This is a genomic window from Haloarcula rara, assembly GCF_029338235.1.
Classification (GTDB): Archaea; Halobacteriota; Halobacteria; order Halobacteriales; family Haloarculaceae; genus Haloarcula; species Haloarcula rara.
The window spans coordinates 361,253-386,818 of record NZ_CP119785.1; the positions used below are offsets into that span (position 1 = coordinate 361,253).

Sequence of the window (25,566 nt, forward strand, 5' to 3'; positions counted from 1 at the left end):
CCGCGGCGGCAGTACCGGTCGAAGGGGCAACACTGAGTGCGTTCTCGGGGGTACGGCCATGACCCGTGAGATACTCGCTATCGGCCCGCGGTCGCCGCCAATCACCGGCCCCGGGCTGAAAAACAGGTACATCCAGGCGGGGCTCGAGGGCCACGGGCTCGACGTCCACTGGGTGAACACGCTCGAGACCCGCCCGAAGACCGTCGCTGAGCTCCTGTCGAAGACGCTGTCCTACGACGCGTATATCCTGAGCGCGTCGACGAAGGTCCGTCTGGGGGTCGCCCCCCTGCTCGCGACGAAACTCCGGTCGCCGGACGTCCACGGCGCGCTGTTCCCGGCGGGCGGCGAGTTCGCAAACGAGCTGCGGGCGCTTCCGGGTCCAGTCCGTCGGTTCTACCGCCGGACGTTCTCCGCGTTCGACGGGGTCTACCCCCAGACCGACGAGCTGAGCCGCGACCTCAGCGGGCTGCTCGATGACTCGGTCCAGGTCCGGACCGTGCCGAATCTCCGGCCGTTGCCGGCGTCGACGGACTCGACCACCGAGGGAGCGAGCGGCGCCCTTCGACTCGCGTACGTCGGCCGCATCAAGGAATCGAAGGGCATCGACGACCTGCTCGAGGCTTACGAGCGGGCCAGCGACGCCGGGGCTGACGTCGTCCTCGACGTCTACGGTCACTTCCTGCCAGACGACCCGTACGAGGACCACTTCCTCGACCGGTGCAGTCGGCTGCCGGGCGCCCGATTTCACGGCAAGCTCCCGAACGAGGCGGTCATCCCGACCCTGCAGGACGCCGACGCCTTCGTGTTCCCGACGGTGTACGACGGGGAGGGGTTCCCCGGCGCGCTCGTGGAGGCCTTCGCCGCCGGCTGTCCCGTGCTTGCCACCGACTGGAACTTCAACGCGGACATCGTGACCGACGGCGTCGACGGGCGGCTGTTCGAGCCCCGCGACGTGGCGGCGCTTTCGGCCCACATCAGAGAGCTGGCCGACGACCGGGCCGCACTCGCCGAGCTGCAGGCGAACGCGCGAGAGACGGGCCGGCAGTACAGCGTCGAGCGCGTCACCGGCACTATCGTCGAGTATCTCGGCGAGAGCGGCTGGGACCTCCCGGGAGCGACCGTCGAACGGTCCGAAGCCGTCCTGACCAAGCGTTGAGAACGGTCAGCCCCGGAGGCCTCGGACCGTCCGACCGAGTTCGTGGGTCCGTTCGCCCCCGAGGGAAGCGAGGAGATACGTCGCGAACTGCGGTTCGAGCGGGTACTGGCGGACGGCGCTGTACAGCAACTCGCGAGCGCGGTCGTACCGCCCGTCGTGGAACGCGCTCTTGCCGGCCCGAAAGGCCGCCCAGGCCCGGAACTCCCGGCGGAAGCGGTCGCCGTAGTCGGCCGCCAGCGGCTCGAACTCCTCGAGGAACAGCTCGTAGCCCCGCTGGACCTTCTCGAAGTCCCCGGTCAACCGGCCCGGCGAGTCACACTCGTACACCACGAGCGGTTCCGGAACGCGGGCAAAGTCAGTCTCCCGCGAGAGGTTGACGAACCACTCCAGGTCGGCCCAGCAGGGAAAGCGCTCGTCAAGCGGGACCCGCTCGGCGACGTCGGTCTCGACCAGCGCGACGGACATCGAGCCGACGACGTTCGCACACAGCAGCGCCTTCGTCATGTCGTCGTCGACGGCCCGCGGAATCTCGATGCGCTCCTCGTCGGGCAACACGCGCCTGATGCCACAGTAGGCGACGCCGGCGTCCTCGTCGGCTTCGACGGCGTGGACCTGCCGGGCGAGCTTCTTGGGCAGCCACTGGTCGTCGTCGTCGAGGAAGGCGACGTACTCGCCGTCCGCCGCGCCGATACCGGTGTTTCGGGCGGCGTTGGCCCCGCGGTTCGTCTCGTGGCGGACCACGCGGTGTGCGGTAAGCGAGTCGAGGTCGACGTCGCCAAGCACCTCCCGTGCCGGCGTCTCCGAGTGGTCGTCCACGACGACCAGTTCGACCCCGTCGTAGGTCTGCTCGCGGACGCTCTCGACGGCGGCTCGGAGATGGTCGGGCCGGTCGTAAGTCGTGACGACGGCCGTCACGAGCGGGCCACTCACGCGTGTGCCCCCCGTCGACTGCCTCGCCTGTCGGCCCTGTCACTCACCGTCTGGTCCCCGGGTGTCCGGGGGCGAGAGATAGTCCCCATCGGCCGTATCCAGCCGCCTGTACCCCTTAAGTATCCGACGGCTACGCCGAGGCCGGCAGGCTGGCCGTGATACGGAGGTAGACGATGTACGACAGTACCGCGAAGCCGACCCACGTGAGCGCGTTGACCACTCGCCACCACCGCCCGGTGGCCCCTCGCGGGGCGAACAGCACACGGTTACACAGCAGGCCGATGAACGATACCAGGAAGTACAGGCGCGCGGACAGCAGGGTCAGTGCGAAAAGCACTGCCAGCGTGACCGCCATCCAGAGGGCCTGTCCGTAGACGAGCAACGTCGGGTCGCCCGCGTCGCGGTCCCCCCCGGAGCCGTACGCGCCGAAGGGGTCGTCGGACGGTGATTGCCGTTCGGCTCCACTCTCCTCGCCGGCCACAGACCGGGCGACCGTTACACAGCGCTCCCAGAAGGTGGTCACGTAGGTGACTGCGCTCACGGCCACCCCGCTCCCGTCGGATATGCTAGTGCTCCCATCATCCGACTTCTCGCGCGGTCGGTACTCAGTTAGTTACGTACTACTCACGCTGTGGGAGACCGAACCCCAGCGCCGGCAAATCGGCGGGCGGGGGACCCAGAGCGGTTCAGGAGCGGCGTAACAAACTACCAGTGGACGTATCCCCACGACTATGGGTGAACTGTGTCCAGCCCCCACGTCGTCGACCCGGTCGCGGGCGGCGCACGTGGCGGCGGGCGGTGACCGGCAGGCGGACCGACCGGACGGAACCACGCGAGCGGGACCGAAGCGAGCCGGCGGCGACGGAGGCCCCGACCGATGAGCGGCGGCCAGTCCCGTCTCTCGCAGCTCGCAGACACTGAGACCGCACCGCTCCTGTACGAGACAGTGCGTAACATGGAGCGCGAGCAACTGCTGGGCGTCGCCGACCGGACGCTCCGGCAACTGGTGGTCCCCTCACTGCCGCTCGACGCCGACCAGTGGTACGAGCGCCAGGTCCCGAGCGGGCTGGCGATACGCCCCGAGAGTATCCGGGGCAACACCACGACGCTCCGTCGGTGCCTCGATTCGGCGAGCCGCGAGAACTACCGCGAGCGGGCCGACGAGACCGCCTCCGGAACGGTGACGCTCCTGGAGCGGTCGCTGTCGGTGACCGGCGAGGACGGTGTCGGCTGGCTCGACGACGCGGTGCTGGACTCGCCCGCGATGTGGGCGCTGCAGTTCCACGGCTTCGAGTTCCTGTCGTGGGCGACGCTTGGCTACGACGGCCCGGGAGCGTGTCCGGACGTCGTCGAGACGCTCGCAGACTGGCTCGCCGACTGGGACGACGCCGAGGCGACGGCCATCGGCGCGCCGGGCTACCTCCGGCGTGCCTGGACGCCCCACGCCGTCTCGCTTCGAGTCCTGCACCTCGCTCGCTTTTGCGCGTGGGTCCGTGACGACACGGCCGTCGAGGCGCTCGCGGCCCGCCTGGTCTACCGGAACGCGGCCTTCCTGTCGAACCACGTCGAACACGACGTGGGCGGTAACCACCTGATAGAGAACGGCGCCGCGCTGGTGATGGCGGGCGCCCTCTTCGACGGCGAGGGGGAGGCGTGGCTCCAGCAGGGGGTCGACGTGCTACGGGAAGCACGCGACCAGTTCCTCGCCGACGGCGGCCACTTCGAGCGCAGCCCGATGTACCACAGCATCGCGCTCGTTCGGTATCTGACGGCTGTGGACCTGCTTCGCCGACAGGGGCGGTCGGTGCCGACCGAGCTCCGCGAGGTGGCCCTCGAGGCCACGGCGTTCCTCCAGCGACTGCGCCCGCCCGACGACCGGATACCCCTCCTGAACGACGCGGTGTTCGGGGAGGCCCCGCCGCTTTCCGCCGTGTGCCGGTACGCCGACGCCGTCGGCGTGGACGCGACGGCGACGCCGGGGAGTCACTGCCGTCGTCGGGCTACTACTGGCTCGGCGACGGCGACGACCGACTGCTCGTCGACGGCGGCCAGCCCGGGCCGGCCCACCTGCCGGGACACACCCACAACGACGGGCTCTCGGTGGCGTTCTGGGCCGACGGGAAACGGCTGCTGACCGACACCGGGACCCGCGGGTACGCGCCGACAAACCAGCGCGAGTACGCCAGAAGCGTCGCCGCCCACAACACCGTCCAGTACGGCGACGTGGAGCCGATGCCGGTCGGCGGCAGCTACCTGCTCGGTCGGCGGGTCGAGCCCTCGGCCACGGTGACCCGGCGCGAGGGGTCGAGCTGTTCGACGGGCGCTACAGCCGCGAGGCCACACCCCGCTACACCCACCGGCGCCGTATCTACCACGACGAGGGCTGGTGGCTCGTCTGGGACACGGTCGACGCCGACGACGAGGCGACGGTGACGAGCCGGCTCCACGCCGCGCCCGATATCGACGTCGACCACGCCGGCGACGGCGGCCAACCGCGGTTCGACCTCCGCGCGGACGGCTCGGCGCTGGCGTCGGTCGTCCCGCTGGGCGTCGAGCGAGCGACCGTCGCGACCAGTCAGTACTTCCCCGAGTTCGGGCGGGCCGAGAGTCGGGCGAAGCTTTCGCTCCAGTCTGCCGGGAGCGCGGTCCACAGTGGCTTTCTCCTCTCGACGGGCGCGCCGAGCTCGGTCGCCGTCGACCACGACGGGACCAGCGTCGCCGGGCTCTCCATCGACGACGAGTACCGTTCGCTCCCGCCCTCGGAGTGACCGGCCTCATGTCGGACGGTCGGTCCCGGGCCGCTCTGAGTAGCGGTTGGTAACAACCCAGAAACCAAGCGGTAGGCGGCGTTTTCTTATACTGCTATAGCCGGCAGAGGTATCCAATGGCTCGTGGCCGAAGTTGGGGGACCGGAGTGGTATCGACACTCAGCGACCTGGCCGTCGTCTGTGGCATCACGCTGGTAACGTACGCGGTCTGGCTGCTCCCGGGGAATCCCCTGGGCCCGCTTCGCGTCCTGATAGGGGGTTCGTTCGTCCTCCTGGCGCCGGGATACGCGCTGACGGCAGCGCTGTTCCCCCACGGGGAGTCAGCCGTGTCCGTGACCGGCGACCGAGTGACCCTGTCCGGGCTCGAACGGGTCGTCTACGCGGTCGGTCTCAGCATCGTCACCGTGCCGTTGCTCGCCCTGTTCCTGAACTACACCAGCTGGGGTATCACCCCGTCGTCGGTCGTTCTGACGCTGGTGTGGTTCGTCCTGGGCGCAACGGTGGTAGCCGCCGTCCGGCGACTGCGCGTTCCGGCGGCCGAGCGCTACCGGCTTCCGGTGGGAGACGCCCTCACCAGGCTCACCGGCGCGGGGCCGGCGACGGCCGTCATCGGGGTGTTGTTCGTCCTGTCACTGGCCGTCGCCGGGACGGCGCTCGCGACGACGGACGGCGGCCAGCGCTACACCGAGTTCTACCTCATGGGCGAGGACGACGAGACCGGCGAACTCGTCGCCGACGACTACCCGGACGAGATTGCCCCGGGCAACAGCGCGCCCGTCTACGTCGGTATCGAGAACCGCGAGCGGCGGCAGATGACCTACACCGTCCTCGTGGAGTTCCACCGGGTCAGCGCTGTCGACGGCGAGCGGAGAGTGACCGCCCGCTGGCAGGAGGCCCGTTACGAGACACGGCTCCGGGACGGCGCCACCAACGGGACCAGAGTGGACGTCTCGCCGCCAGAATCAGCCGCGGGTGACCGGCTCCGCTTGACAGTCATGCTCTACAGGGGGTCGGCCGGCGAGAACCCCGAAATCGCCGACGCCTACCGAACAGTCCACGTCTGGGTCGACGTGCCGTCCGGGGGAGGGGAGCCCTAGATGTCGGGCGCCGTCGACTGGACCGACGACCGCTGGCTGGCGGCCGGCGGGTTCGCGCTCGTGTTCGTCCTCACGGTCGTCATCGCGCTGACCCCGGAGGCAGGCGGTTACGAGCCTTCCATCTACGGGGCCTACCCGTGGTACTTCTGGGCGCTCACCGTCGTCGCCCTGCTCGTCGGGAACGTGGTCATCGTCAAAAGCGCACGGTCGGGGACGAACGACTGGCTCTACGGCCTCCTTCTCGTCCTGACCGTCGTCGGGCTGCTCGTCTTCCTGCCGTACTTCCGCGGGTACGCGATGTTCGGCCGGGCGGACGTGCTCTCACACGTCGGGTTCATCAGGGACATCCAGCAGACGGGCCGGGTCAGCACCGGAAACATCTACCCGAACTTCCACCTGCTGGTACTGAGCCTCGCGTACGCCACCGGCCTCGAACCACAGACGATGCTGATGGGGCTTGCAGGTATCGGCTCGCTGTTCAGCGTCATCTCCTTCGTGGCGCTCGTCAGCGCCGTCTTCGACCGGCGTCGGGCGCTGCTTGCGCTCCCGTTCGCGACGGTGCTGGTCGCCGGCCAGTCGGTCCCGTACGTGTTCAGCGTCCTGCTGGTCCCCTTCGTCCTCTACCTGTTCGTCATGGAGCGGCGGACGCGGGCGCTCCGCGTCCGCGCCGCGCTAGGCGCCACGCTGTTCGGAGTGGTCATCTATCACCCCATCACCGTCCTGTTCTTGTTGCTGGTCCTCGGCGTGTACGGGGTCGCCCGGGCGCTGCACCGTCGCGGCGTGCTTCAGAGCGCCGAGCAGGTGCCCGGTCCAGTGGGTGCGATGCCGTACTCACAGCTGCTCGTCGCCGTCTTCGCGGTGTGGTATCTGGACTTCCCCAAGATCGTCGAACGGGTCGGTATCGTCTTCGAGACGCTCGCCTCGCCCGGTGGCGTCGGGTCCTCGGCCGCCTCGTACGGCGAAACGGTGGCCCAGTACACCCCGTCGCTGGTCGACATCGGCCGCATCGCCGCGCTCAGATACGGCGTGTCGGCGATACTGCTCACCCTCGGGGGCTGCTACGCGCTCGCGGTCCTCGTCGGAACCCTCCGCTCGCGTTCGAGTGGCACCGTCTTCCGGTCGACGTTTGTCGGCGGGCTCGGGCTCTTTACCGTCCTCTCGGCGCTCTTTTTCGTCGTCGACCTGCTCGTTGGCTTCGGCCGCCCGCTGGTGTACGCGGAGCTGTTCGGGGCGTTGCTTTCCGGCGCGTTCGTCTACTTCCTGGCCGAGCGGACCGGGGCCCGGAAAACCGTCTACGGGCTTCTGTACGTCACCGTCGCAGTGCTGGTGGCCACCAGCACGATGGGGCTGTACATCTCACCGCTTACCGTCGGCCAGAACCAGCAGGTCACCGACGCGGAGCTCGAGGGGTCCGAGTGGTACGTCGAGAACCGCGACACCCGGGACGACCTCACCGAGTTCGGCGTCGAGACCCACCGGTTCCGGGACGCCGTCTTCGGTCGGGAGACCTACACCGACGACCAGGTGGTGACCAGCAACACCGACCGGATACCGCGCCACTTCGGCTACGCCGAGAACGACACTCTCGGCGCCAGCTACGATGGCGAGAAGTATCTCGTCCTGACGGCGGCCGGGCGCACCTTCTACGAGAGCGTCTACCCTGGCTACGAGGAGTTCTGGAAGTACGAGCGCTCGGACTTCGACCGTCTCAAGCGGGACCCGACAGTGTCGTCGGTGTACGACAACGGCGAGTACGACGTCTACCGCGTGAACGGGACTCGGTGAGGGCAGGCGTGCTTCCAGTCGGCTTGCGCAGTTTTATCGACAATCCGACCGACTCGAAAGCCAGAAAATAGAGCTCTCGTTGGCGTTGGACTAGACCTGGCTACTGACGCTTCATTGGGTGTGGTTCACTCGTCGTCGAGGCGCACACTGGTCCCGGCCTCGGCCGACCGATAGATGCCATCGATGACGCGCTGGACGGTGAGCGCCCGCTTGAGGGTATTCTCTACGGGCGGCTCACCGCTGACGACCGCGTCGAGGAACCGCTCGTCGCTGCCCTTCCAGCCAGTCGTATCGAGGGAGCCCTGAGTCAGCTCCGACTGCATGACGTGGTCGGTGCCCTGCTGGCCGGACTCGAGCAGGTGCAGTTCCTCGCCACCCAAATCGAGGCGCGCGCCGCCGTCGGTCCCGCGGACGATGAACTCCTGGGTCTCGGCCTGGTTGGCCGCCCAGGCGACCTCCAGTGAGATCGTCCGGTCGTCCGCACAGCGGACCATCGCCGTCGCGGAGTCCTCGACATCGAAGACGGCCGCCTCGGTCGCGTCGTACCAGTCTCCGGGGTCGGCGTAGTCCGCCCGGTTACCGAACTCCGTTCGGGTGACGGCGAATACCTCCTCGACCCGGGGGAAGTCCATCAGGTAGAGCGCGAAGTCGATGGCGTGGACACCGATGTCGACGACTGCGCCACCACCCGAAATTTCTCTGTTCGTAAACCACGAGCCGACGCCGGGGATACCCCGTGAGCGGACGTAGTTCGCCTGGACGTGGGTCACGTCGCCAAAGCGCCCCGCCTCGCGGTAGCCCGTGAACACCGCCGCGGCCGTGGCGACCCGGTTGTGAAAGTTCACCGCGAGGAACCCTTCGGCGTCTCGAGCGGTCTCAGCAATACGCTCCGCCGCGGCGAGGTCGTCGGCGAGCGGTTTCTCGCAGAGCACGTTGTAGCCGTGTTCGAGCGCACCGACGACCGCGTGCTCGTGGAAGGCGTTCGGCGTCGAGACGACGACAGCGTCCAGATCCTCGGCGGCGTACATCTCGGCAGCGTCCTCGTAGGTCGCCGTGCCGTACGTCTCGGCGAACTCGTCGCGGCTGTCGGCGTCTACGTCGGTGCCGGCGACGACTTCGTGGCCGAGTTCGGTAGCGTTCGAGGCGTGGGTCTGTCCCATGAAGCCGAGTCCGACAATACCGAGTCGGACGGCGTCGCGGTGTTCACTCATCATCACGCTTTCGTTGACGAAGCCCAGATACTTCAAATGGTTTTTACTTTTGGACAGGTGATAGGTTTTCTCCGCCTTGTCGCCCGGCTGATTTCGTGTCAGTATATTCCGTGTGCGGTACGCAAACACACTGTGCGGTTAATTCACCAGGTCGTGGCTTCCAGGGACTCCGCTTGAATTACGGGATAAAACACTGGAAAGTTACGCGAACCCGTCGGCAGTCGCGAGTGCCGTCCGGAGGTCGCTGACGAGCGCCTCATTTTGCAGTGTCACGTTGTCGGCGATACGCTGTGAGAGCCCCGCCCCCTCCTCGAGCGCGTCCTCGGTGACCGCTTCGAGCGTCTCGGCGGTCGCCTCGTCCCACGGAAGCGCGTAGTCGGGGATATCCAGCGTTCGAAACGTGCCGGGCATCTTCGGGCCCCACTCGGGTCGGTACACGCCGACAGTGGGCGTCCCGACCGAGAGGGCGAAGATGGCCGCGTGCAGGCGCATCGTCACGAGCAGGTCCATCTCGGCGTAGTGGGCCCGGAGCTCGTCGGGGTCGTAGCTCTCGTAGTAGCCGACGCCGACGTCGTCGAGGCGGTCGCGGTGACGGTCGGCCCACGCCTCGTCGATTTCGGTCTGTACCGTCAGCGTCACCTCGTGTCCGGCGTCGACGAGCCGTTCCAGGTACGTCAGGAAGGCTCCTTCCATCCGGACCCCGGCCTCGTCCAGCTCCCCGGTATCGCCCAGCGTCGAGAACCGCGGTACGACGGCGATACGGCTCGACTCGCCGTCGGACGGCTCGCTCGCCGACGGAGTGCCGTTGAGGAAGGCGGTGTCGACGCCGTTGATGAGCTGTGTCGAGAGGCCGAACTCCGAGAGGTAGTCGAAGGTGGTCGCGTCCCGCGTCATGACGAAGGCGGCGTCGTCCAGAATCGGGCGGACGAGCCGTTCGGCGACCCCCTCCAGCGCGAACGTCGTCTGGGGGAGCAGTCCGTAGGGGACGTCGTTGCGGCGTGCGACCTGCAACGGGTACAGCATCGCGAGGAGATAGGGAAGATTCCCGTGGCTCGGCGAGTGATGGATGGCGTTGCCGCCGTTGAACAGCAGCGCGTCCCCGTCGGTTATCCGGTCGTACAGCGCCGAGTGGACCGACTGCCCCTCGGCGACGCCGGCCAGGTCGACGCCGTACTGGAGGCCGTTGTGCGCCAGCGCGGCGAACTGGGCCGGCCGGGACTGGCGCTCCGGGTCGTACGTTATCGGGCCGCCCACGAGCGTGAGCTCGTCGTCGAGTTCGTCGGCCATCCGCTGGAACTCCGGTGACTCGGCGGCGAACCGCGAGACTGCGGTCACGTCGGCCTCCGGGGCGGCCCGGGAAAGGAGCGCGAGCGCCCCCTCGTTGATAGCGAAATCCCCCGCGTTGCGACAGCCGTAGGCGTAGGCCAGCGTCAGTGAATCCAGGTCCATCGTATGCGAGAGAGCGTTGACAGTCCAGCCAGTTTAGTAGCCAATCGATAACGGAGTGAGCACAGTCCCCGGGCCAGTTTGTTTCCCGTCTGCCAGCTCGCGTATAGGACGCATACTAACGTGGATATCGTCGGTGCGTTTCGACGTCCAATGGCAAGTGTGATTTCCGCGGCCGACCGCCGGACAGCGGCTGCCTGTCCAACGGGTGACAGCCGACGAGTACCGGTCCTCGTGGGGGCGTCGAGGTGACGATGGCCGAGCCAAACAGCTACGTCTTCGTCTCCCAGCGATACCCACCGGAGAAAGGCGGGAACGCCTCGCGCATCCGCGACCTCGCCGTCAACGTCGCCGACGGGGCGAGCGTGACCGTACTGGCGCCGCCGACGTCGTACCCGCCGGGGAACTTCGAGCGGAGCTGGGAGCGCAGCGAGACCGAGCGCGTGGACGGGGTCGTCGTCCGCCGCCTGTGGTCGTGGCAACCACAGGTCGAGAACCCGGGACTGGCCCGCCGGCTCCCGTACTACCTGCTTTTCGCGCTCCACGCGACCCTCTGGCTCGTCTGGAATCACCGGTCCTACGACGCGGTACTCACGTCCACGCCGCCCATCACGACGGGTATCCCGGGGCTGGCAGCCGCCCTCCTCGGGACCCCGTGGGTGGTCGACGTGCGCGACCTCTGGATAGACAACTCCGTGGCGCTTGGCTACGTCGACGCCGACAGCCCGCTGGTCGGGGCGAGCCGGTGGTTCCAGGGACTCGTCTTGCGGACGGCGGACCGCATCACGGTCACGACCGAGTCACTGGGGACCGCCATCACCGAGAAGTACGGCGACCAGCTGGCCGACCGGATTCGACACGTCCCCAACGGCGTCGACACAGAGATGTTCGCGCCGCGTGCGGAGCGGGGCGAGGGGGCGCAAAGCGAGAGCAAAAGCGACGACGGGGCCCGGCCGGTCATCGTCTACACCGGCAACCTCGGGAGCGCACAGCCCCTGGAGCCGTGTATCCGTGCGATGGACGAGCTGTCCAACGACGACGCGGTCCTCCGGCTCGTCGGGGACGGCGACGAGCGCTCCCGTCTGGAGGCCCTGACCGAGCGCCTCGGCCTCGAGGACCGTGTCGAGTTCGTCGGCCTGGTCGACCGCGAGGCGGTGCCGGCCCACATCAACGACGCCGCCGTCGGGCTGGCGCCGATAAAGGACGCGGCCGAACTGGCCTACGCGATGCCGACAAAGAGCTACGAGTACCTCGCCTGTGCGGTCCCGGTCGTGGTCACCGGTCGCGGCGAAGTGCGTCGGTTCGTCGACGATTCGGGCGGGGGCCGCCACGCCGAGGTCGACCCGGCGGCCATCGCGGAGGCCCTCGATGCCATGCTCGACTCACCGGAACGCCGCAAACGGCTGGGCGCGGCCGGCCGCGAACACGTGGTCGAACAGTACGACCGCGCTGGTATCGCCGACCGGCTCGAGGACCTGCTGTCGAGACTCGTCGGTTCGGACGACGCGGCCCCGCCGCCCAAGCACTCGACTGTCCAGTCTTGAGAGTCCCGCCCGGCACTGGCGTGGCAGTCACTCGATTTTGCCGCTCTTGACGCGTGTGAGGTAGCGCCCGAGGCCCGCTACACCCGGGAATCCGTCGGCGCCCCAAAGGGCCACGACGAGAACGAGAAGCGCCAGTCGGTCGGGACTCGTCAGCAGGGACGCTACCGGTTCGGCGGCCACCTCCGCGAAGTTCGCCACCACTGGGTCCGCCCCGTCGTAGTCCGGGAGCGGCAAGAGCGGCCACAGGAGGAAGGTGAGCGAGTCGAACTCGCCGGCCGGGAGCTTCGGGAGGGCGTCGCCGGCGAGGTGGCTGCCGTAGCCCACGACGAACGCGAGTGCCGGGTCGGCGCGGTCACGCCGACCGGCAACGTAGAGCACGACGGCCGAAACCACCGCGGCGGTGACCACCGAGTGTGCCAGGCTCCGCCCGGCGGGCAGGACGCCGAAAGCCCACGCCAGCGGTTTGTCGACGAGGTCCGGGAACTGCGTCCCCAGCGCCGCGGCGACAGCCACCGCGCCGTCGACCCGACGGGCACGGAGCCGCCACAGGAGCGAGACGAGCAGATAGCCGAATCCGAGATGCGTCCACGGCCACATCAGCGTCGCTCCTGGCGATACCCAGTGGTCGACGCGGCTGCTCGATGGACGGCCCATAGCTGCTTGCAGGGCATGGTCTGAGGAAACGACCCGGACGGTTTGTTACGATGTCCGGAACCGTCCGCCTTGACAGTCCCGCGCCGACTCGAGGGTCGGCACCAGGGCCCGACACAGCGGCCGGCTCGCCCCACAAATGTGGCAGTTAGCAGGTGATTACTCATGACCCACCTGAGCAAAGCCCGGGACACAGCATATGAGTGGATTTACGCATCAGCGGATAGACGAGCGGCCACCCTGTACGAAACTCGGGTTCTGCCTCACCACGGACCTGACTGGCAACGGCCGCGACGACGTCATCGTCGGCGGGGCCGGCGAGGGGTTCCCCGGTAAGGGTCTCGTCTGGAAAGCCGAACAGTACGGCGTCCCCACAGGTTCGCTCCGGTCGGCGATAGGTATCGGTGAATCCAACCTCTTCTGGTACGAGAATCCCGGCTTCGAGCGCCACGAGATATCGTTCACGCCGGCGCTTGACGTCGGCGGTGCCGTCGGCGACATCACCGGGACCGGCGGGCCGAACATCGTGGCCGGCCAGGGAATCAACAACACCGACCTGTACTGGTTCGAGCCGGGAGCGGACCCACGGGAGCCCTGGGCGCGCTACCGCATCACCGACCGCTTCGAGAAGTACCACGACGTCACCGTCGCCGACGTCGACGACGACGGCGAGCCCGAAGTCGTCGGGCTCTCACAGGAGTCCGAGACCGTCTTCTACTACGACGTCCCGGCCGCGCCACGGCAGACGCCCTGGGGAGAGGACAACCTCCACGTCGTCGACGAGGGCCGCGAACTGGAGGGCGTCGCTGTCGTCGACATCGACGGCGACGGCCGGACGGAGCTGGTCGCCGGGCCGAACGTCTACCACCGGGACCCCGACGCCGAGACCGGCTGGCGACGGGAGGCGATCGTCGACGGGTGGGACAACACCCGGGTCGCCGTCGCCGACGTCGACGACGACGGCGACCTCGAAGTCGTCCTCTCGGAGGGAGACTCGCCACATCTGGGCACCCACCCCGGACGGGTCGCCTGGTTCGACCCGCCCGACTGGGACCAGCATCTCATCGCGGACGGGCTGTTCTGTCCCCACTCGCTCGAGGTCGAGGACTTCACCGGCGACGGCCTGCCGGACATCTACGTCGCGGAGATGGGCCTGGGAAAGCACAGCGACCCGCGTCACTTCGTCTTCTACAATCGCGGCGGGGAGTTCGAGCGCGAGACGGTCGCGACGGGCATCGAGACCCACGAGGCGAAAGTCGTCGACCTGACCGGCAGCGGCCGACCGGACGTCGTCGGGAAGTCCTACGGTCCCGACCACCACGTCGACGTCTGGTTCAACAGGTCCTAGTAACCGCTTGAGTGTATTTGGATACCGAACTGTCTGTAGCCCGATTTAAACACTATCTAACAAGGTGTAGGTGTCTGTTCTCTCCACGCAAGTGGTCACTATGGAACCAACGTCCAACTCACAGCCCCGGGAGTCAACCGGTGTATCAGATAGCGCCGACCCAGACCATATCTGCCGAGTCTGTCACCAGCCGGTTCCCCGGCAGACCGACCAGCGGCGCGAATCGCTGGTACACCGGGCCTGTCTCGCGGAGCTGCGGTGCGGTGTCACCCTAGGCGGGCCGACAGACGAGCAGATACGCGAGCGGGACACCATCTGAACCGCTCGCGAACGCCCGCTACGCCAGCGGCCGGAACCACACCGCGGCCACCAGCACGGCGAGAAAGAGATACGAGCCCCGTATCAACAGCATCGTCGCGAGTTCTGCCTCGGCCCGGTAGGCAAGCGCCAGGACGGCGCCGAAGACGACGGCCCCGCCCGCCGCAGTCGGCGGGATCCCGGGCAGCGCTATCGCGAGCGCGACGACGCCGACCATCGCGAGGGCAAAGAGTCCGAGCGCGAGCTGTCTGGACCGCCGGGGGCCGAGCACGACCGCGACCGTCCGTTTGTCGATGGAGCTGTCGTAGTCGAAGTCCGTCTCGTCGTCGATTATCTTGATACCGGTAAGCAACAGCAGGAAGACTGTGGCCAGCCCCAGCACCTGCGGGCCGAAGTGGGTCGTCTGGGCGTAGTAACCACCCAGCAGGGAAAGTGCAATACCACTGGGGTACCCCATCGTCGCGCCGACGGGGTTGAGGTCCAGTTGCGGGGCGTGGGTGTAGCCGATGAGCCAGGTCGGCGCCGTCACCAGCGCCGCGACCGGAGAGACGAGCAGCCAGATCCCGGCAGTACAGGCCAGGAATCCGACGGCTGCGGTGACCAGTGCCCCCCGGCAGCCGCCGACGGTCAGTGGGTGGTCGTCGTCCTCGCCGCGGACGTGGAAGTCGACGTAGCCGTCCTTGACGTGGGCCGTGTAGACGGCGAAGAACATCGCCAGCGCGTGTAGCCCGGCTACCCGGAGGTCCACGGTGCCGGCGAGGACGGCGCCAAACAGCGATGTCGCCAGCGGCGGCAACATGAACACCGGGTGGACCTGGGAGGCGAGCGCCTTGCCGGCACCGACGACGCCGGCCTCGTGTCTGGCGACTGCCATACCGGAGCGAGGGACGGGAGCGTCAAAAAGTCTCGTACGTCGGAGTACCGCGGCGGGCAGCCGGTCGTGCGAACGACTGTGTGCACAGAACTACTGGGTTCGGCGCATCGATGAACGGAGCGAGTACGAGGCGAGTGCTGTCGTCTATAGTAGCAATTGAAACGATTTACACACCGATCACACCGTAGTCGTGCGATCGGGTGTGCATTGATTTTCAATGGCTACTATAGTTCAGACGGGATGCCACAGCGGCCGGAGCACTACATTTTTGAATCAGTTACTCGATACCGGAATTATATGGGCCATCAGTCACCGCTGAAATTCGACGGTGACGACGAGAGGACGCTTTTCGACCTCTTCAAATCGCTGTTCCTCCTGTTTCTCGCTCTGGGGACGCTGCGGGTCTTCAACAGGAGTATGCTCTTCCGGGCCTGGAGCGCTGTCCGGTCGACGCCCGATTCGGTACTGACCGGGACGGCGGTGTACGCAGGGACAGGTCTGGTGATACTCTGTGTGGTAGTCGTACTGTGGCGAGCGCGACGGCCCGCTGAGCAGCGAGTCCAGCGCGGGACACTCATCCGATACGGTGGTGTGGCGACCGTGAGTCTGGTCGTCGCCGCGTACCTGCTGCACCGGAATCTGACACTCCCCGTTTTTCCGAGAGAGCTGCTCATCGCAGTGTCGAACGGACTGGTCGTGATGGGACTGTTCGCGGTCCGCTACACCAGAGCCCGCGACATCGACCTGCCGCTATCGAAGCCAGACCGGACCGGCTGGGCCACGGCCATGGGAACGTCCCTTCTGGCCGCTATCGTCGGGCTCGGCGGGAGGTACCGCTCCATGCGGACCGTCGAGACAATTCCACAGATGCCGTTCGACAGAGCCGGGATGGGCGGGGTCTGGCCCGTAGAACTCGTGCTGTCCGGCGTGTTTCTCGGATTCGGCTGGGGGCTGCTGTTTCACGGCGCCGTACAGACGGCGCTTCGTGACCGACTGGGCACCGCCGCCGGCGTCACCGCCACTGCGGCACTGTCGGGCTCCCCGCTCGTTGTAAGCAGCGCTCTGGACGTCTCGGTCTGGGAGCTGAACGCGCTCCCGAGGGCGGCATTCTTGACAGCGGATAACTTCATGCTGGTGGTGATGACACTCGCGCTCGTTCAGGGAATCTGGTTCCTCTCCCGACAGTTCGGCATCGATTGCACGCCTGTTCTGGCCGTGGTCGCCGTCGTCCTCGTGGTTGCACTTGTCAGTCTCGCCATCGAAGAGTCCCCGTTCGTCCCGCTGACGGTCAGCTTCGCGTTCGTCGCTGCACTCGCTACCGTCGGCTATGAACGGTCCGGGTCGGTATGGGTGCCCGTAGCCGCCTATGTCAGTTACCAGATATTCTCGACCATGGAGGCCGTCCGATTTCTGGTAGGGGTACCAGTCTGAGGGGGGTCGGCCACAGCGGCGCAGGGACTGTAGCGCTGGATAGGAGGGCAAAAATCTCGTCCGACGACGGCGCGTTACTGCCAGTTGCCTCGGTCGAGGACGAACGGCGAGATGTGCGAGGCCAGGTCTCGCGCCGCGCGCTCGGTCGGGGTGTGAAGCTCGCCGGAGACGGCGCCAGCCTCACCGCCGACCCCCTCCGTCTCGGAAACGGGGTCGGACGCGTCGGGACTGGTCTCGTAGCCGCGCCGCGAGCGGACCCGGTCACGGAGCTGCTGGAGCGTTCGCTGTGAGAGCTGGACGTCGAGATGCTGGAGGTCGTATCTGACAATGTAGCCGCGGGCGGCCGTCCGGATGGCGATGACCGGCTGGCCGCGGTCGCTACAGCGGTCCCAGAGACGTTGCTGTTCGGCCGTCGTCGCGTACACCGGCACGTTCGACGGTGCGAGGTGGTCCATTGGGACAGCTAACGGATGCAGCATTATCCGTGCTTCGCTCGTCCCAGTGACGGCACGCAAAGACGGTTCCTACCGAAGCGTCGTATACGACAATGCAGCGATAGCGACGAACTGCAGGCCCCGCAGTATCAGAACGACTTTCTGGACGCCGGGGTCGCCGCTGTAGAAGCTGGCCATCGAGAAAAAGAAGTAGATAGCCATCGCGTTCTCGGCGAGCATGGCGACGGCAAAGAGGACGAGGCCGCCGACGAGGCCGGTCCCGAAGGTGCTGTAGTTGCGGACCCACACGCCCACGAGCGGGAGCAAGAGGAGCGTGTTCAGGCCCGCGATGACCACGGCGGCCGTGATGAGTGTCCCCATCGCCATCAGTGACCGCCCCCGCGCCGGTCCGTCCTGTCAGTGTGTCCGGTCATGTGTCCATCTGCTCCGTGATATCCTCGAACGTATCGCGGTACGTGTCGAACCGGTCGGTGAGGAAGTAGAGTTTCGCGTACGATTCCTCGCCCGACTCGACGATGTCGTGGTCCTCGAGTTGCTCCATATGGTGACGGATTGTCTTGTACCCGACGTCTAGCTCCTCGGCCAGCTCGTTGGCGTTTTTCGGCCGCTCGCTGAGAGCGTCGATGATACGCGCCCGGTTGGCGCCGCCACGCGTCGCCGTCAGCAGATACCAGAGCGCTTTCTCCATCCTGCTCCTCTCTGTGGTCCCGGTGCCCGTAGTAAATAGTTGGCCCTCACAATCTCTCTGGTATGTCTCGCGTCGGTCGCTGTCATGGACGGTGACCACGGCTCGTTCGTCCGTGGCGACGCGAGGCGACCACAAAACCCTTCTTCGAACTCTCTTCCAAATTCGTTCCTAGTTCAGTGCAGCGGTCGCATCGGCCATGATATCGATTGCCTCACGGAGCGTCTCGGTGTCCGTGGCATAGGAGATGCGGGCGTAGCCAGCACCGTTCTCGCCGAACGCGTCGCCCGGAACGACGACGACGCCCCGGTCGATGACCTCGTCGACCCATCCCTCGGGGACCTTCGGCATCGCGTAGAAGGCGCCCTTCGGCGTGGGACACGCAAGCCCCATCTCGTCGAAGCCCGAAAGCAGGATGTCACGGCGCTCCTGGAAGGCCTCACGCATCTCCGAGACGGGGTCCTGGGGTCCTGTCAGAGCGGCCTCGGCGGCGTACTGTGCGGGTGCGGAGGCACAGGCCTGGGCGTACTGGTGGACCCGGAGCATCCGCTCTACGCGGTCGGTCGCACCGGTGACCCAGCCCAGCCGCCAGCCGGTCATCGAGTAGGCCTTCGAGCAGGCGTTGACGACGACGACGTTGCCCGACTCGTCGAACTCCGCGGGCGAGCGGTGCTCGCCCTCGAACACCTGGTGTTCGTACACCTCATCGGAGATACAGAGCACGTCGTGTTCCTCGGCGATGCGGGCGAACTCGCGCATATCCTCGGGGGACTGGACGGCCCCGGTCGGGTTGGCCGGCGAGTTCACGACGAACGCCGCGGTGTCGTCGGTGATGGCGTCCTCGACGGCCTCGGGAGCCATCGTCAGGTCCTCTCGCAGACCGACCGGGTTCGGCGTCCCGCCGGCCAGATGGGTCAAGGCGTCGTAGGAGACGAAACCGGGGTCGGGGAAGACGACCTCCTGTCCCGCGTCGACGTGGGCCTCCAGCACGATGTGCAGCGCCTCGCTCCCGCCGGAGGTGGCGATGATATCCGCTGGGTCAACGTCGAGGTCGTTGTCCCGGTCGTGCTTTGCGGCGATGGCCTCGCGGAGTTCACGCGTCCCCTTGTTCGACGTATATGCGTCGACCGCCCCCGACTGGATGGCCTCGATTGCGGCCTCGCGGGCGTGGTCGGGCGTCGGGAAGTCCGGTTGCCCCAGTCCCAGGTTGATAGCGTCCTCGCCGGCGGCTTCGAACACTTCGCGGATACCCGAGATGGAGACGGCTTCGACGCGACTGGAGAATCCTGTCATACTGGTTGGGAGCGGCCCGGGGAGATAATAGTTCAGGAATTCCACGACACTCACTCGTCGTGGCGCTCCAGTGCGGACCTGGCGGCGTCCTGCAATGAGGTAGCGCCCGTAGAATCCGCCGGCTCGTCGGCCGCATCGTCGCTCGGCTGCGTCGTGGCTGATGACTCGGAGGTGGATGCCGACGCCCCCTCACTGTCTGAGGAACCAGTCGACTTGGTTCCCGCGTCAGGAGCCGCCTGGTCGACGGTCCTCTCGTAGCTGACGACCTCGACGTTCGAGAGCGCCTTCGCCGCGGCGTCTCTGACGCCCTCGTCGTCGTCTTCATAGCGCTCCTGAAGCTCCGCCACTGCCGAGTCGACGGCCTCGGGGTACTCCCGACCGACACCGTCGAGGGCAGTCACCGCGTGCCGGCGAACCTCGGCCAGGTCGTCAGTCAGTCGCCGCTCGAACAGGTCCGTGTACGGCCGGGCCGTCGCCGGGAAATTGAGAGCGACGTTCGCCAGTGCGTACCCGGCACCGTTGCGGGCGCCCGGTTCCTCGTCGTCGAACAGCAGGGCCAGGTCTTCGACGAACGGCTTCACCGCAGACGGCTCCGCAGCGGAAACCACGCCGTGGGCGAGTGCCGCGCCAGTGCGGGCGCGGTCTATCCGGTCGGTGAACAGCGCTGCGAGTTCGCCGAGTGCAGGCGCCACTGTGTCGGGGAATTCCGGTGCCAGCCGGTGCAGCGCGTCGGCTGCGTAGGCGCGGGTCTGGGGGTCGTCGTGGGCGAGCCGCGACCGGAGCTGCTGGGCGGCCGGCCGGACAGCGGCAGGATAGTCGATGGCGACCCCGTTGAGACACTTTGTGGCATGCCGGACGATTTCGGGGGCGCTGTGTCGCAGTGCCCCTCGAACACTGTCGACGTGTGGGTGGACTGCCTCGGGATGGTCTGCTGCGATGTTCGCAAGCGCCTTTATCGCGGCCAATACGGTCTCGTCGGCGGCATCGTCGAGTCGCGCCGCCAGCGTCGCCGTCGCTCCGCGCAGCGCGGCCGGGTCGACGATGGAGATGCGCATCACGGAGCCGGTTGCGAGCTCCCGCACGTCCGGGTCTCTGTCGCGCATCCGCTCGACCAGCGCATCGGTCGCCGGTCGGATTTCCGACGGCAAGCCGTCACCGACGTGCATGAACAGCATCACCGCGTTCATGCGTATCTCGGGGTGCTCGTCGAAGAGGAGGTCGTAGGCCGGTTCCAGACAGTCGGTCACCGCATCCGGGAGGTCGTGGGCGACGTTCGCGAGCGCCCAGACCGCTTGACAGCGTGCGCCGGGGTCGCGGGCGTCGAGCAGGGACACCATCTCGTCGGTTTCCGAGACCATCATGGCGGGCTCCGCCCCCGCACGCTCGCGGAGCTCGACTGCCCGCGCTACCTCGTCCATCCTCTCCACCCTAGCGGGGACGATATACCGCGTGAGACCGTCGTGACGGCATCGCATCCGACTGCCATCGGAGATATATTATCCATGTACAGTTGTTGAGTTAAATCGTAATAAATTTACATATTCAGATGTCACGGTAGGTATGTTACCTATCGGGACGCATCTGGCGGCAACAGTCGCGCTGGTCCTCGCCGCCGTCGCCTCAACGTTGCTCGGTCGGATGCGACGGAACGGATGGGACGAGCTGCTGTTGCTCGGCGCCGGTATCGCCGCGGTCGCCGGCTTCCTCTCGACGTTCGACTACCGCTTTCTCGTCGCCGGCGCAGTCGGGCCAGTGAGCTTCGTCGCGCTCTCGGAAAGCGACACGATGGCCGACAGCGACGACGAAGAGGACGACCACAGCATCGACGAGGACGCTGTTCTCCACCAACCCAACCGGGACTTCGACGACGTGGGCGGGATGGACGACCTGAAGGCGAAGCTACGCGAGCGGGTCATCATGCCGCTGCGTCGGCCGTCGCGCTACGAGGACTACGGTCTCGGCGCCACGGACGGCGTGCTCCTGCACGGGCCGCCCGGCTGTGGGAAGACGTTTATCGCAGGTGCGCTCGCCGGCGAACTCGGTTACAACTACGTGAACCTAACGCCGGCGGACCTCTCGAGCAAGTGGCTCGGCGAAGGGACCGAGAACATCGCGAAGGTGTTCGATGTCGCCGAGGAGAACCAACCGTGTATCCTGTTCATCGACGAAATCGACGCGATCGCCAGCAGCCGTGACGACGGGAGCAATATGCACAACGACCGGAAGATGATGGTGAATCAGCTGCTGACGGAGCTACAGAACGTCCCCGACGGTGTCGTGGTGGTCGCCGCTACGAACTACGTCGACGACATCGACGGCGCCATCCTGCGCTCGGGCCGGTTCGACGAGCGAATCGAAGTCCCGCCGCCGGACCCGGTCGCCCGGGGAGAAATTCTCTCCCTGTACCTGCCCGATGCCAAGACCGAGCCCAACGTCTCGATTGACGCGACGGTGGACGTGACGGGCGGGTACGCGTCGAGCGACATCGAACTCGTCGCGGAGCTTGCCGCTCGCCACGCGATGGCGAACAGCGAGAAAATCTCGGCGGACCACCTCGCGGCCGCCGTCGCCGAGACGTCGACCAGCATCGCCGACTGGTTACACCGGTACGACGGGCTGGACAGTGGCGAGAGCGGGACGGTCGTCACACAGCCCGAGAGCACCAACCTCCCTGCGGCAGAGCTGCTAGATACGTCTCCCCCGTCCTTCGACGATGTCACCGGACTGGCCGACCGGAAACGCGAGGTCGTCGAGCGGCTCATCAAGCCACTGGCGAACGCCGACCAGTACGAGTCCCTCGGCGTCAACACCGTCGACGGTGTGCTCCTGTACGGCCCACAGGGATGTGACAGATCCGCCCTCGGCTCGGCAATAGCCGGCGAACTCGGCCTGCCGCTGCTGTCGTTGACACACGACTCACTGCTCGACCACGAGGAGGCAGACCTGACCGATTTCGTCGACAGTGTCTTCGCTATCGCACGGGCCAACACGCCCTGCGTGCTGTTCATAGAGGAACTCGCAGCACTGACTCCCAGGGACCCGCAGTCCGAGGAAAACGCCGCCTTCGCTCGGTACCTGGCGACGAAGCTCCGAGCCATCGAGGAGCACAACGTGGTCGTCGTGGGGACCGCGACGTCGCCCGACGCCGTCGCCGAGGGAGTGCTGTTCTCTGGCTGTTTCGACGAACACGTCGTCGTGCCCGAGCCAACAGAGGCGACTCGAGAGGCGTTGCTTCGAGAGACGCTCGACGAGCAGATACTCGCAGACGGGTTCGACTGGACTGTGGCCACATCGGCCGTCGAGGGCTACAGCAGCGTGGACGTGCGAACCATCGCCGAGCGCGTCGCACGGGGGGCAGTCCGCGACGACTCCGAGGTGACGGCGTCGACCATCGCAGCCGAGGCCGACGAAACCGACTCCAGCCTCGAGGAGTGGGACGACACCGCGGCCCAGAGCGACCGGGGCCTCAGCTACATCAACTGAGACGGACCGGTGTCGATTCGTCCGTGTGCGTACCATCCGCGGGTCGGTAAACGCCGGCTCGTCGCGATGCTATTCCGGAGGCTCGCCATCACGCGGCCGGCGACACGAGGAGGTAGCCGACTCGGCGGGGAGCCGTCGCTCGGCGCGCTACAGCGACTCCTTGACCGAGACGAGCGTGACGGCCCCGTTCCGGTCGATGGTGACGCGGTAACCGCCGTAGGAAAACGAGATAGACATCTGGGCCGCCGCCGACGGGGGCGTCCTGAAAAGCGTCTCCACGACGTGTTCGACCTCGTTGTACAGCGCCGGGAGGTCCTCTATCTCACATCCATCGACTTCGGCGAGTATCTCGAGCAAGTCGTACTCGGCGGTTTCCGGGTCCGGCGGTATCTGCCGACGTATCATCCCGAAATCGTCGGATTCTCTACCCTCCTCCTTTTCGGGCTGAAAATCTGCCATTGTACTGCGTAGCCAATCGGCGGTTACAAGCGTAGTGTCGGATTGTATACCAGCTTGATAGGCGTGGTCGACAGACAACTGCACCCACCAGCGCCGCCGGGCGGGCTCACCGCGTCAACGACAGCGCGCCCCCGCCGCCGACTTCCATCGCGTCGCCGCCGGGCGGGCTCACCGCGTCAACGACAGCGCCAGCGCGCCCCCGCCGCCGACTTCCATCCCGTCGCCGCCGGGCGGACTCACCGCGTCAACGACAGCGCCAGCGCGCCCCCGCCGCCGACGCTCATCGCCACGACGCCTCTATCCAGGTCCTCGTGTTCCATCGCGTACAGCAGCGTGGTCGTGAGAATGCCGCCGCTGGCGCCGATAGGGTGGCCAAGCGCCACGGCCCCACCCAGCGGGTTGTGTTTCTCCGGGGGGATGTCGAGTTCGTCGGCGACATACACCATCTGGGCGGCGAAGGCCTCGTTGAGCTCGAAGTGGTCGACGTCGGCGACGCCGATGTCCGCCCGCTCGAAGAGGGCCTCCAGGGCGTCACAGACTGCCAGGGAGAACTCGGCGGGGTCGCGGTAGGCGACCGCGTACTCCTCTACGTGGGCCATCGGGCCGACGCCGGCGGCGTTGGCGGCCTCGGCGTCGGCCAGCAGGACCGCGCCCGCGCCGTCCGAGAGCTTCGAGGCGTTGCCCGCGGTGATGGTCCCGTCCTCACTGAAGGCGGGCGGCAGCGCCGCGAGGTCCTCCGCGGTCGTCTCGGGTCGTGGTCCCTCGTCCTCGGTGACGAGGTGGTCACTGACGGCTACCGGAACGATTTCCTGTTCGAACGCGCCCGACTCGATGGCCTCCCCGGCCCGCTGATTGCTCCGCTGGGCGTACTCGTCCTGTTGGGCCCGGCTGATGTCGAACTCCTCGGCGATGCGGTCGGTGAGCGTCCCCATGTGGGCGTCGTAGTTCACGTCCCACAGCGCGTCGTAAATCATCGAATCCACGAGCGTCGTGTCGCCATGGCGCCGGCCGCCACGCATCTCGCGGACCAGATAGGGTGCGTTCGACATCGACTCCATCCCGCCGGCGATGGCGACGTCGACCCGACCCGCTTCGATGCGGTCGATAGCGTTCGTGATCGCCCGCAGGCCCGACCCGGAGGCCTCGTTCGTGGTGGTCGCCGGACAGCTATCGGGGAGGTCGGTGTCGGCGACGACCTGCCTGGCAGGTACCTGGCCGACACCGGCCTGAACGCAATTGCCCAGACAGACCCACTCGACCAGGTCGGGGCCGATGCCGCTCCGCTCCAGGAGCCCCTCCGTGACTGTGCGGCCGAGGTCGGCCGCCGTCTTCCCGGCGAGCGACCCCAGTAGTTCCCCGTGTGCGGTTCTCGCGCCGTCGACGACGACCACGTCGGTCATACGCGAAGATGTCGCCGTAGCTACAAATACTGTCGGGCGGTAGCGGGGGCTTATTCGGTCGCCCTTTCGGCCGTCCGCAGTTGCTCGATGGCGGTCTCGAGCCGGCGCAGCGTCGCGTCGGCGTCGGTGTACCCGCGGTCGTACTCCTCGTAGGCCGAGTCGGCCTCGGAGAGAAACGTTTCGACGGCGGCTTCCAGGTCGTCTGTGTCGCTCATAGCCGACCAGACGGACTCGCCGCACAAAACCGTCGTCACTTGGCGACGTCGTAGCTGACCGACGCGTCCGTCAGCGCGTCGGTGACCCGTCCGATGGTATCCTGCGTGGCGACGACGACAGCGTCCAGACCGCGTGAGGCGGCGTCGGCGGCCACCTCGCCGGGCGCGAAGTAGGTCGTCGGTTCGACGCCGGCGTCACGGAGCGCCGAGACGGCCTCGACGCCGGCGGCGGTGACGATGGGCACGCCCTCGCAGGTCGCTGCGATGTCCGCCCCGGAGCCGTCGGCGTCGGTGCGGACCGTCGGCACCTGGACCACACTGACGTGGCCGGGCTCAGGTCGATGACGCCCTCGAAGCCGGTGACGCCGACCACCTCGCCAGCGGCCGCGTCGGTCGTCGTCACGCCCGTTGCGCCGCCGGCTTCCCGCGGGCCCGCGTGGAGCAGTCCCGCCTCCAGCGACAGTGACACCGTCTCGCCGGCCTCGAAATCGGCGTCGGCGATGGCGGCGTCCTCCTGGACGCTGCCCAGCACGTCGTCGGTGACGTGGTCGACGAACCGGCGCATATCTGTGGCCGACTGGAACACCCAGTCGACGCCCTCCTTCGTCACACGATAGCGCGAGCGCCCCTCCTTCTCGACAAAGTCTTCTTCGACCAGGTCGCGGACGTACTCGCTGACGGCCTGACTCGTCACGCCGACGGCCTCCGCGATCTCCCCCTGGCTCACTGCCGGCTGCCGGTCCGCTATCTCGACGAGAATGCGGAACCGCGTCGCGGAGCGTTTGTTCTCGAGGACGTCGACCATACCCGTGTCTCCGGATTCCTGCCACTAAAAGACCGCCGCCTAGCAAACGTGTGATAGGTGGTCGTTGGGTCGCTGAGTTGAATTGCACTCACTATTGTGGCCGAGTACAGCCAGAAAGCCCCCGAGTGTAGGAGGCCGGGGCTTTCTGGGTGTTCCCATTCCGGACGATACCATCAGCTTCCCTTGCTAGGTGCGTCATCGGTATGTAGCCC

General features: G+C 67.1%; 22 protein-coding genes and 2 pseudogenes. 9 read left to right on the forward strand and 15 right to left on the reverse strand.

What is annotated here, in order from left to right; all coding sequences use genetic code 11:
- Nucleotides 1-58: 58 nt before the first annotated feature.
- Nucleotides 59-1,156, forward strand: a complete 1,098-nt coding sequence (locus P1K32_RS01820; RefSeq protein WP_276251023.1) for a glycosyltransferase family 4 protein — start codon at nt 59-61, stop codon at nt 1,154-1,156.
- Nucleotides 1,157-1,162: 6 nt separating this feature from the next.
- Here the strand turns inward: P1K32_RS01820 and P1K32_RS01825 are convergent, their stop codons facing one another.
- Nucleotides 1,163-2,086 (reverse strand): glycosyltransferase, encoded by a 924-nt coding sequence (locus P1K32_RS01825; protein ID WP_276251024.1) that lies wholly within the window; start codon nt 2,084-2,086, stop codon nt 1,163-1,165.
- A 130-nt stretch (nt 2,087-2,216) separates the two neighbouring features.
- The gene (locus tag P1K32_RS01830) at nt 2,217-2,627 is read right to left on the reverse strand and encodes a DUF8044 family membrane protein (RefSeq protein ID WP_276251025.1); all 411 of its coding nucleotides are present in this window, start codon (nt 2,625-2,627) and stop codon (nt 2,217-2,219) included.
- 336 nt (nt 2,628-2,963) lie between these two features.
- Between P1K32_RS01830 and P1K32_RS01835 the strand changes: the two genes are divergently transcribed.
- The 4 genes and pseudogenes from P1K32_RS01835 (at nt 2,964) to P1K32_RS01855 (ending at nt 7,736) form a co-directional block, all read left to right on the forward strand.
- Nucleotides 2,964-4,220 carry a heparinase II/III family protein gene (locus tag P1K32_RS01835; RefSeq protein WP_276251026.1) on the forward strand — a complete coding sequence of 419 codons (1,257 nt, stop codon included), beginning with the start codon at nt 2,964-2,966 and terminating at the stop codon, nt 4,218-4,220.
- A pseudogene (locus P1K32_RS17650) lies at nt 4,118-4,854 on the forward strand (heparinase II/III family protein). Before P1K32_RS01835 ends, P1K32_RS17650 begins: the two are co-directional and overlap by 103 nt.
- Before the next feature lie 146 nt (nt 4,855-5,000).
- On the forward strand, nt 5,001-5,951 hold the full coding sequence (locus P1K32_RS01850; protein ID WP_276251028.1) for a DUF1616 domain-containing protein: 951 nt from the start codon (nt 5,001-5,003) through the stop codon (nt 5,949-5,951).
- Nucleotides 5,952-7,736 (forward strand): hypothetical protein, encoded by a 1,785-nt coding sequence (locus P1K32_RS01855; RefSeq protein ID WP_276251029.1) that lies wholly within the window; start codon nt 5,952-5,954, stop codon nt 7,734-7,736.
- A 125-nt stretch (nt 7,737-7,861) separates the two neighbouring features.
- Here the strand turns inward: P1K32_RS01855 and P1K32_RS01860 are convergent, their stop codons facing one another.
- Both P1K32_RS01860 and P1K32_RS01865 read right to left on the reverse strand, forming a co-directional pair.
- Nucleotides 7,862-8,947 (reverse strand): Gfo/Idh/MocA family protein, encoded by a 1,086-nt coding sequence (locus tag P1K32_RS01860; RefSeq protein WP_276251030.1) that lies wholly within the window; start codon nt 8,945-8,947, stop codon nt 7,862-7,864.
- Nucleotides 8,948-9,148: 201 nt separating this feature from the next.
- Nucleotides 9,149-10,396 (reverse strand): polysaccharide pyruvyl transferase family protein, encoded by a 1,248-nt coding sequence (locus P1K32_RS01865; protein ID WP_276251031.1) that lies wholly within the window; start codon nt 10,394-10,396, stop codon nt 9,149-9,151.
- 251 nt (nt 10,397-10,647) lie between these two features.
- Between P1K32_RS01865 and P1K32_RS01870 the strand changes: the two genes are divergently transcribed.
- Nucleotides 10,648-11,937: a glycosyltransferase family 4 protein gene (locus tag P1K32_RS01870; protein ID WP_276251032.1), complete on the forward strand. Its 1,290-nt coding sequence runs from the start codon at nt 10,648-10,650 to the stop codon at nt 11,935-11,937.
- A 27-nt stretch (nt 11,938-11,964) separates the two neighbouring features.
- Here P1K32_RS01870 and P1K32_RS01875 read toward each other — a convergent pair whose 3' ends face one another.
- Entirely contained in the window at nt 11,965-12,534 is a 570-nt protein-coding gene (locus P1K32_RS01875) for a metal-dependent hydrolase (protein ID WP_276251033.1), read from the reverse strand.
- Between the two features lie 253 nt (nt 12,535-12,787).
- Here P1K32_RS01875 and P1K32_RS01880 point away from each other — a divergent pair, with 253 nt between their 5' ends.
- A complete protein-coding gene (locus P1K32_RS01880; RefSeq protein WP_276251034.1) occupies nt 12,788-13,936 on the forward strand; it encodes an FG-GAP repeat domain-containing protein in 1,149 nt (382 codons plus the stop codon).
- Nucleotides 13,937-14,273: 337 nt separating this feature from the next.
- Here P1K32_RS01880 and P1K32_RS01885 read toward each other — a convergent pair whose 3' ends face one another.
- Nucleotides 14,274-15,128, reverse strand: coding sequence for a UbiA family prenyltransferase (locus tag P1K32_RS01885; RefSeq protein WP_276251035.1), 855 nt, complete (start codon nt 15,126-15,128; stop codon nt 14,274-14,276).
- A 297-nt stretch (nt 15,129-15,425) separates the two neighbouring features.
- Here P1K32_RS01885 and P1K32_RS01890 point away from each other — a divergent pair, with 297 nt between their 5' ends.
- Nucleotides 15,426-16,559: a hypothetical protein gene (locus P1K32_RS01890; RefSeq protein WP_276251036.1), complete on the forward strand. Its 1,134-nt coding sequence runs from the start codon at nt 15,426-15,428 to the stop codon at nt 16,557-16,559.
- Nucleotides 16,560-16,633: 74 nt separating this feature from the next.
- Here the strand turns inward: P1K32_RS01890 and P1K32_RS01895 are convergent, their stop codons facing one another.
- From P1K32_RS01895 to P1K32_RS01915, 5 genes are all read right to left on the reverse strand, one after another.
- On the reverse strand, nt 16,634-17,014 hold the full coding sequence (locus P1K32_RS01895; protein WP_276251037.1) for a hypothetical protein: 381 nt from the start codon (nt 17,012-17,014) through the stop codon (nt 16,634-16,636).
- A gap of 69 nt (nt 17,015-17,083) precedes the next feature.
- The gene (locus P1K32_RS01900) at nt 17,084-17,380 is read right to left on the reverse strand and encodes a DUF8036 family membrane protein (RefSeq protein WP_276251038.1); all 297 of its coding nucleotides are present in this window, start codon (nt 17,378-17,380) and stop codon (nt 17,084-17,086) included.
- A 43-nt stretch (nt 17,381-17,423) separates the two neighbouring features.
- Nucleotides 17,424-17,702, reverse strand: coding sequence for an ArsR/SmtB family transcription factor (locus tag P1K32_RS01905; RefSeq protein WP_276251039.1), 279 nt, complete (start codon nt 17,700-17,702; stop codon nt 17,424-17,426).
- 168 nt (nt 17,703-17,870) lie between these two features.
- Nucleotides 17,871-18,992: a pyridoxal phosphate-dependent aminotransferase gene (locus tag P1K32_RS01910; RefSeq protein WP_276251040.1), complete on the reverse strand. Its 1,122-nt coding sequence runs from the start codon at nt 18,990-18,992 to the stop codon at nt 17,871-17,873.
- A gap of 50 nt (nt 18,993-19,042) precedes the next feature.
- Nucleotides 19,043-20,410 (reverse strand): HEAT repeat domain-containing protein, encoded by a 1,368-nt coding sequence (locus P1K32_RS01915; protein ID WP_276251041.1) that lies wholly within the window; start codon nt 20,408-20,410, stop codon nt 19,043-19,045.
- A 142-nt stretch (nt 20,411-20,552) separates the two neighbouring features.
- Between P1K32_RS01915 and P1K32_RS01920 the strand changes: the two genes are divergently transcribed.
- Nucleotides 20,553-22,475: an AAA family ATPase gene (locus tag P1K32_RS01920; RefSeq protein ID WP_276251042.1), complete on the forward strand. Its 1,923-nt coding sequence runs from the start codon at nt 20,553-20,555 to the stop codon at nt 22,473-22,475.
- A gap of 147 nt (nt 22,476-22,622) precedes the next feature.
- Here P1K32_RS01920 and P1K32_RS01925 read toward each other — a convergent pair whose 3' ends face one another.
- The 4 genes and pseudogenes from P1K32_RS01925 to P1K32_RS01940 form a co-directional block, all read right to left on the reverse strand.
- Entirely contained in the window at nt 22,623-22,934 is a 312-nt protein-coding gene (locus P1K32_RS01925) for a HalOD1 output domain-containing protein (RefSeq protein WP_276251043.1), read from the reverse strand.
- Between the two features lie 236 nt (nt 22,935-23,170).
- Nucleotides 23,171-24,334 carry a thiolase family protein gene (locus P1K32_RS01930; protein ID WP_276251044.1) on the reverse strand — a complete coding sequence of 388 codons (1,164 nt, stop codon included), beginning with the start codon at nt 24,332-24,334 and terminating at the stop codon, nt 23,171-23,173.
- Nucleotides 24,335-24,384: 50 nt separating this feature from the next.
- Nucleotides 24,385-24,549, reverse strand: a complete 165-nt coding sequence (locus P1K32_RS01935) for a hypothetical protein (protein WP_276251045.1) — start codon at nt 24,547-24,549, stop codon at nt 24,385-24,387.
- Between the two features lie 35 nt (nt 24,550-24,584).
- Nucleotides 24,585-25,354, reverse strand: a pseudogene (locus P1K32_RS01940) (DUF7839 domain-containing protein).
- Nucleotides 25,355-25,566 lie beyond the last annotated feature (212 nt).

Coding starts and splice junctions, on each gene's coding strand:
- P1K32_RS01820 (WP_276251023.1), top strand. CDS start 59: ATGACCCGTGAGATACTCGCTATCGGCCCGCGGTCGCCGCCAATCACC.
- P1K32_RS01870 (WP_276251032.1), top strand. CDS start 10,648: ATGGCCGAGCCAAACAGCTACGTCTTCGTCTCCCAGCGATACCCACCG.
- P1K32_RS01915 (WP_276251041.1), bottom strand. CDS start 20,410: ATGGACGAGGTAGCGCGGGCAGTCGAGCTCCGCGAGCGTGCGGGGGCG.
- P1K32_RS01885 (WP_276251035.1), bottom strand. CDS start 15,128: ATGGCAGTCGCCAGACACGAGGCCGGCGTCGTCGGTGCCGGCAAGGCG.
- P1K32_RS01855 (WP_276251029.1), top strand. CDS start 5,952: ATGTCGGGCGCCGTCGACTGGACCGACGACCGCTGGCTGGCGGCCGGC.
- P1K32_RS01875 (WP_276251033.1), bottom strand. CDS start 12,534: ATGTGGCCGTGGACGCATCTCGGATTCGGCTATCTGCTCGTCTCGCTC.
- P1K32_RS01890 (WP_276251036.1), top strand. CDS start 15,426: ATGGGCCATCAGTCACCGCTGAAATTCGACGGTGACGACGAGAGGACG.
- P1K32_RS01935 (WP_276251045.1), bottom strand. CDS start 24,549: ATGAGCGACACAGACGACCTGGAAGCCGCCGTCGAAACGTTTCTCTCC.
- P1K32_RS01920 (WP_276251042.1), top strand. CDS start 20,553: ATGTTACCTATCGGGACGCATCTGGCGGCAACAGTCGCGCTGGTCCTC.
- P1K32_RS01865 (WP_276251031.1), bottom strand. CDS start 10,396: ATGGACCTGGATTCACTGACGCTGGCCTACGCCTACGGCTGTCGCAAC.
- P1K32_RS01835 (WP_276251026.1), top strand. CDS start 2,964: ATGAGCGGCGGCCAGTCCCGTCTCTCGCAGCTCGCAGACACTGAGACC.
- P1K32_RS01930 (WP_276251044.1), bottom strand. CDS start 24,334: ATGACCGACGTGGTCGTCGTCGACGGCGCGAGAACCGCACACGGGGAA.
- P1K32_RS01895 (WP_276251037.1), bottom strand. CDS start 17,014: ATGGACCACCTCGCACCGTCGAACGTGCCGGTGTACGCGACGACGGCC.
- P1K32_RS01860 (WP_276251030.1), bottom strand. CDS start 8,947: ATGAGTGAACACCGCGACGCCGTCCGACTCGGTATTGTCGGACTCGGC.
- P1K32_RS01880 (WP_276251034.1), top strand. CDS start 12,788: ATGAGTGGATTTACGCATCAGCGGATAGACGAGCGGCCACCCTGTACG.
- P1K32_RS01900 (WP_276251038.1), bottom strand. CDS start 17,380: ATGGCGATGGGGACACTCATCACGGCCGCCGTGGTCATCGCGGGCCTG.
- P1K32_RS01905 (WP_276251039.1), bottom strand. CDS start 17,702: ATGGAGAAAGCGCTCTGGTATCTGCTGACGGCGACGCGTGGCGGCGCC.
- P1K32_RS01910 (WP_276251040.1), bottom strand. CDS start 18,992: ATGACAGGATTCTCCAGTCGCGTCGAAGCCGTCTCCATCTCGGGTATC.
- P1K32_RS01925 (WP_276251043.1), bottom strand. CDS start 22,934: ATGGCAGATTTTCAGCCCGAAAAGGAGGAGGGTAGAGAATCCGACGAT.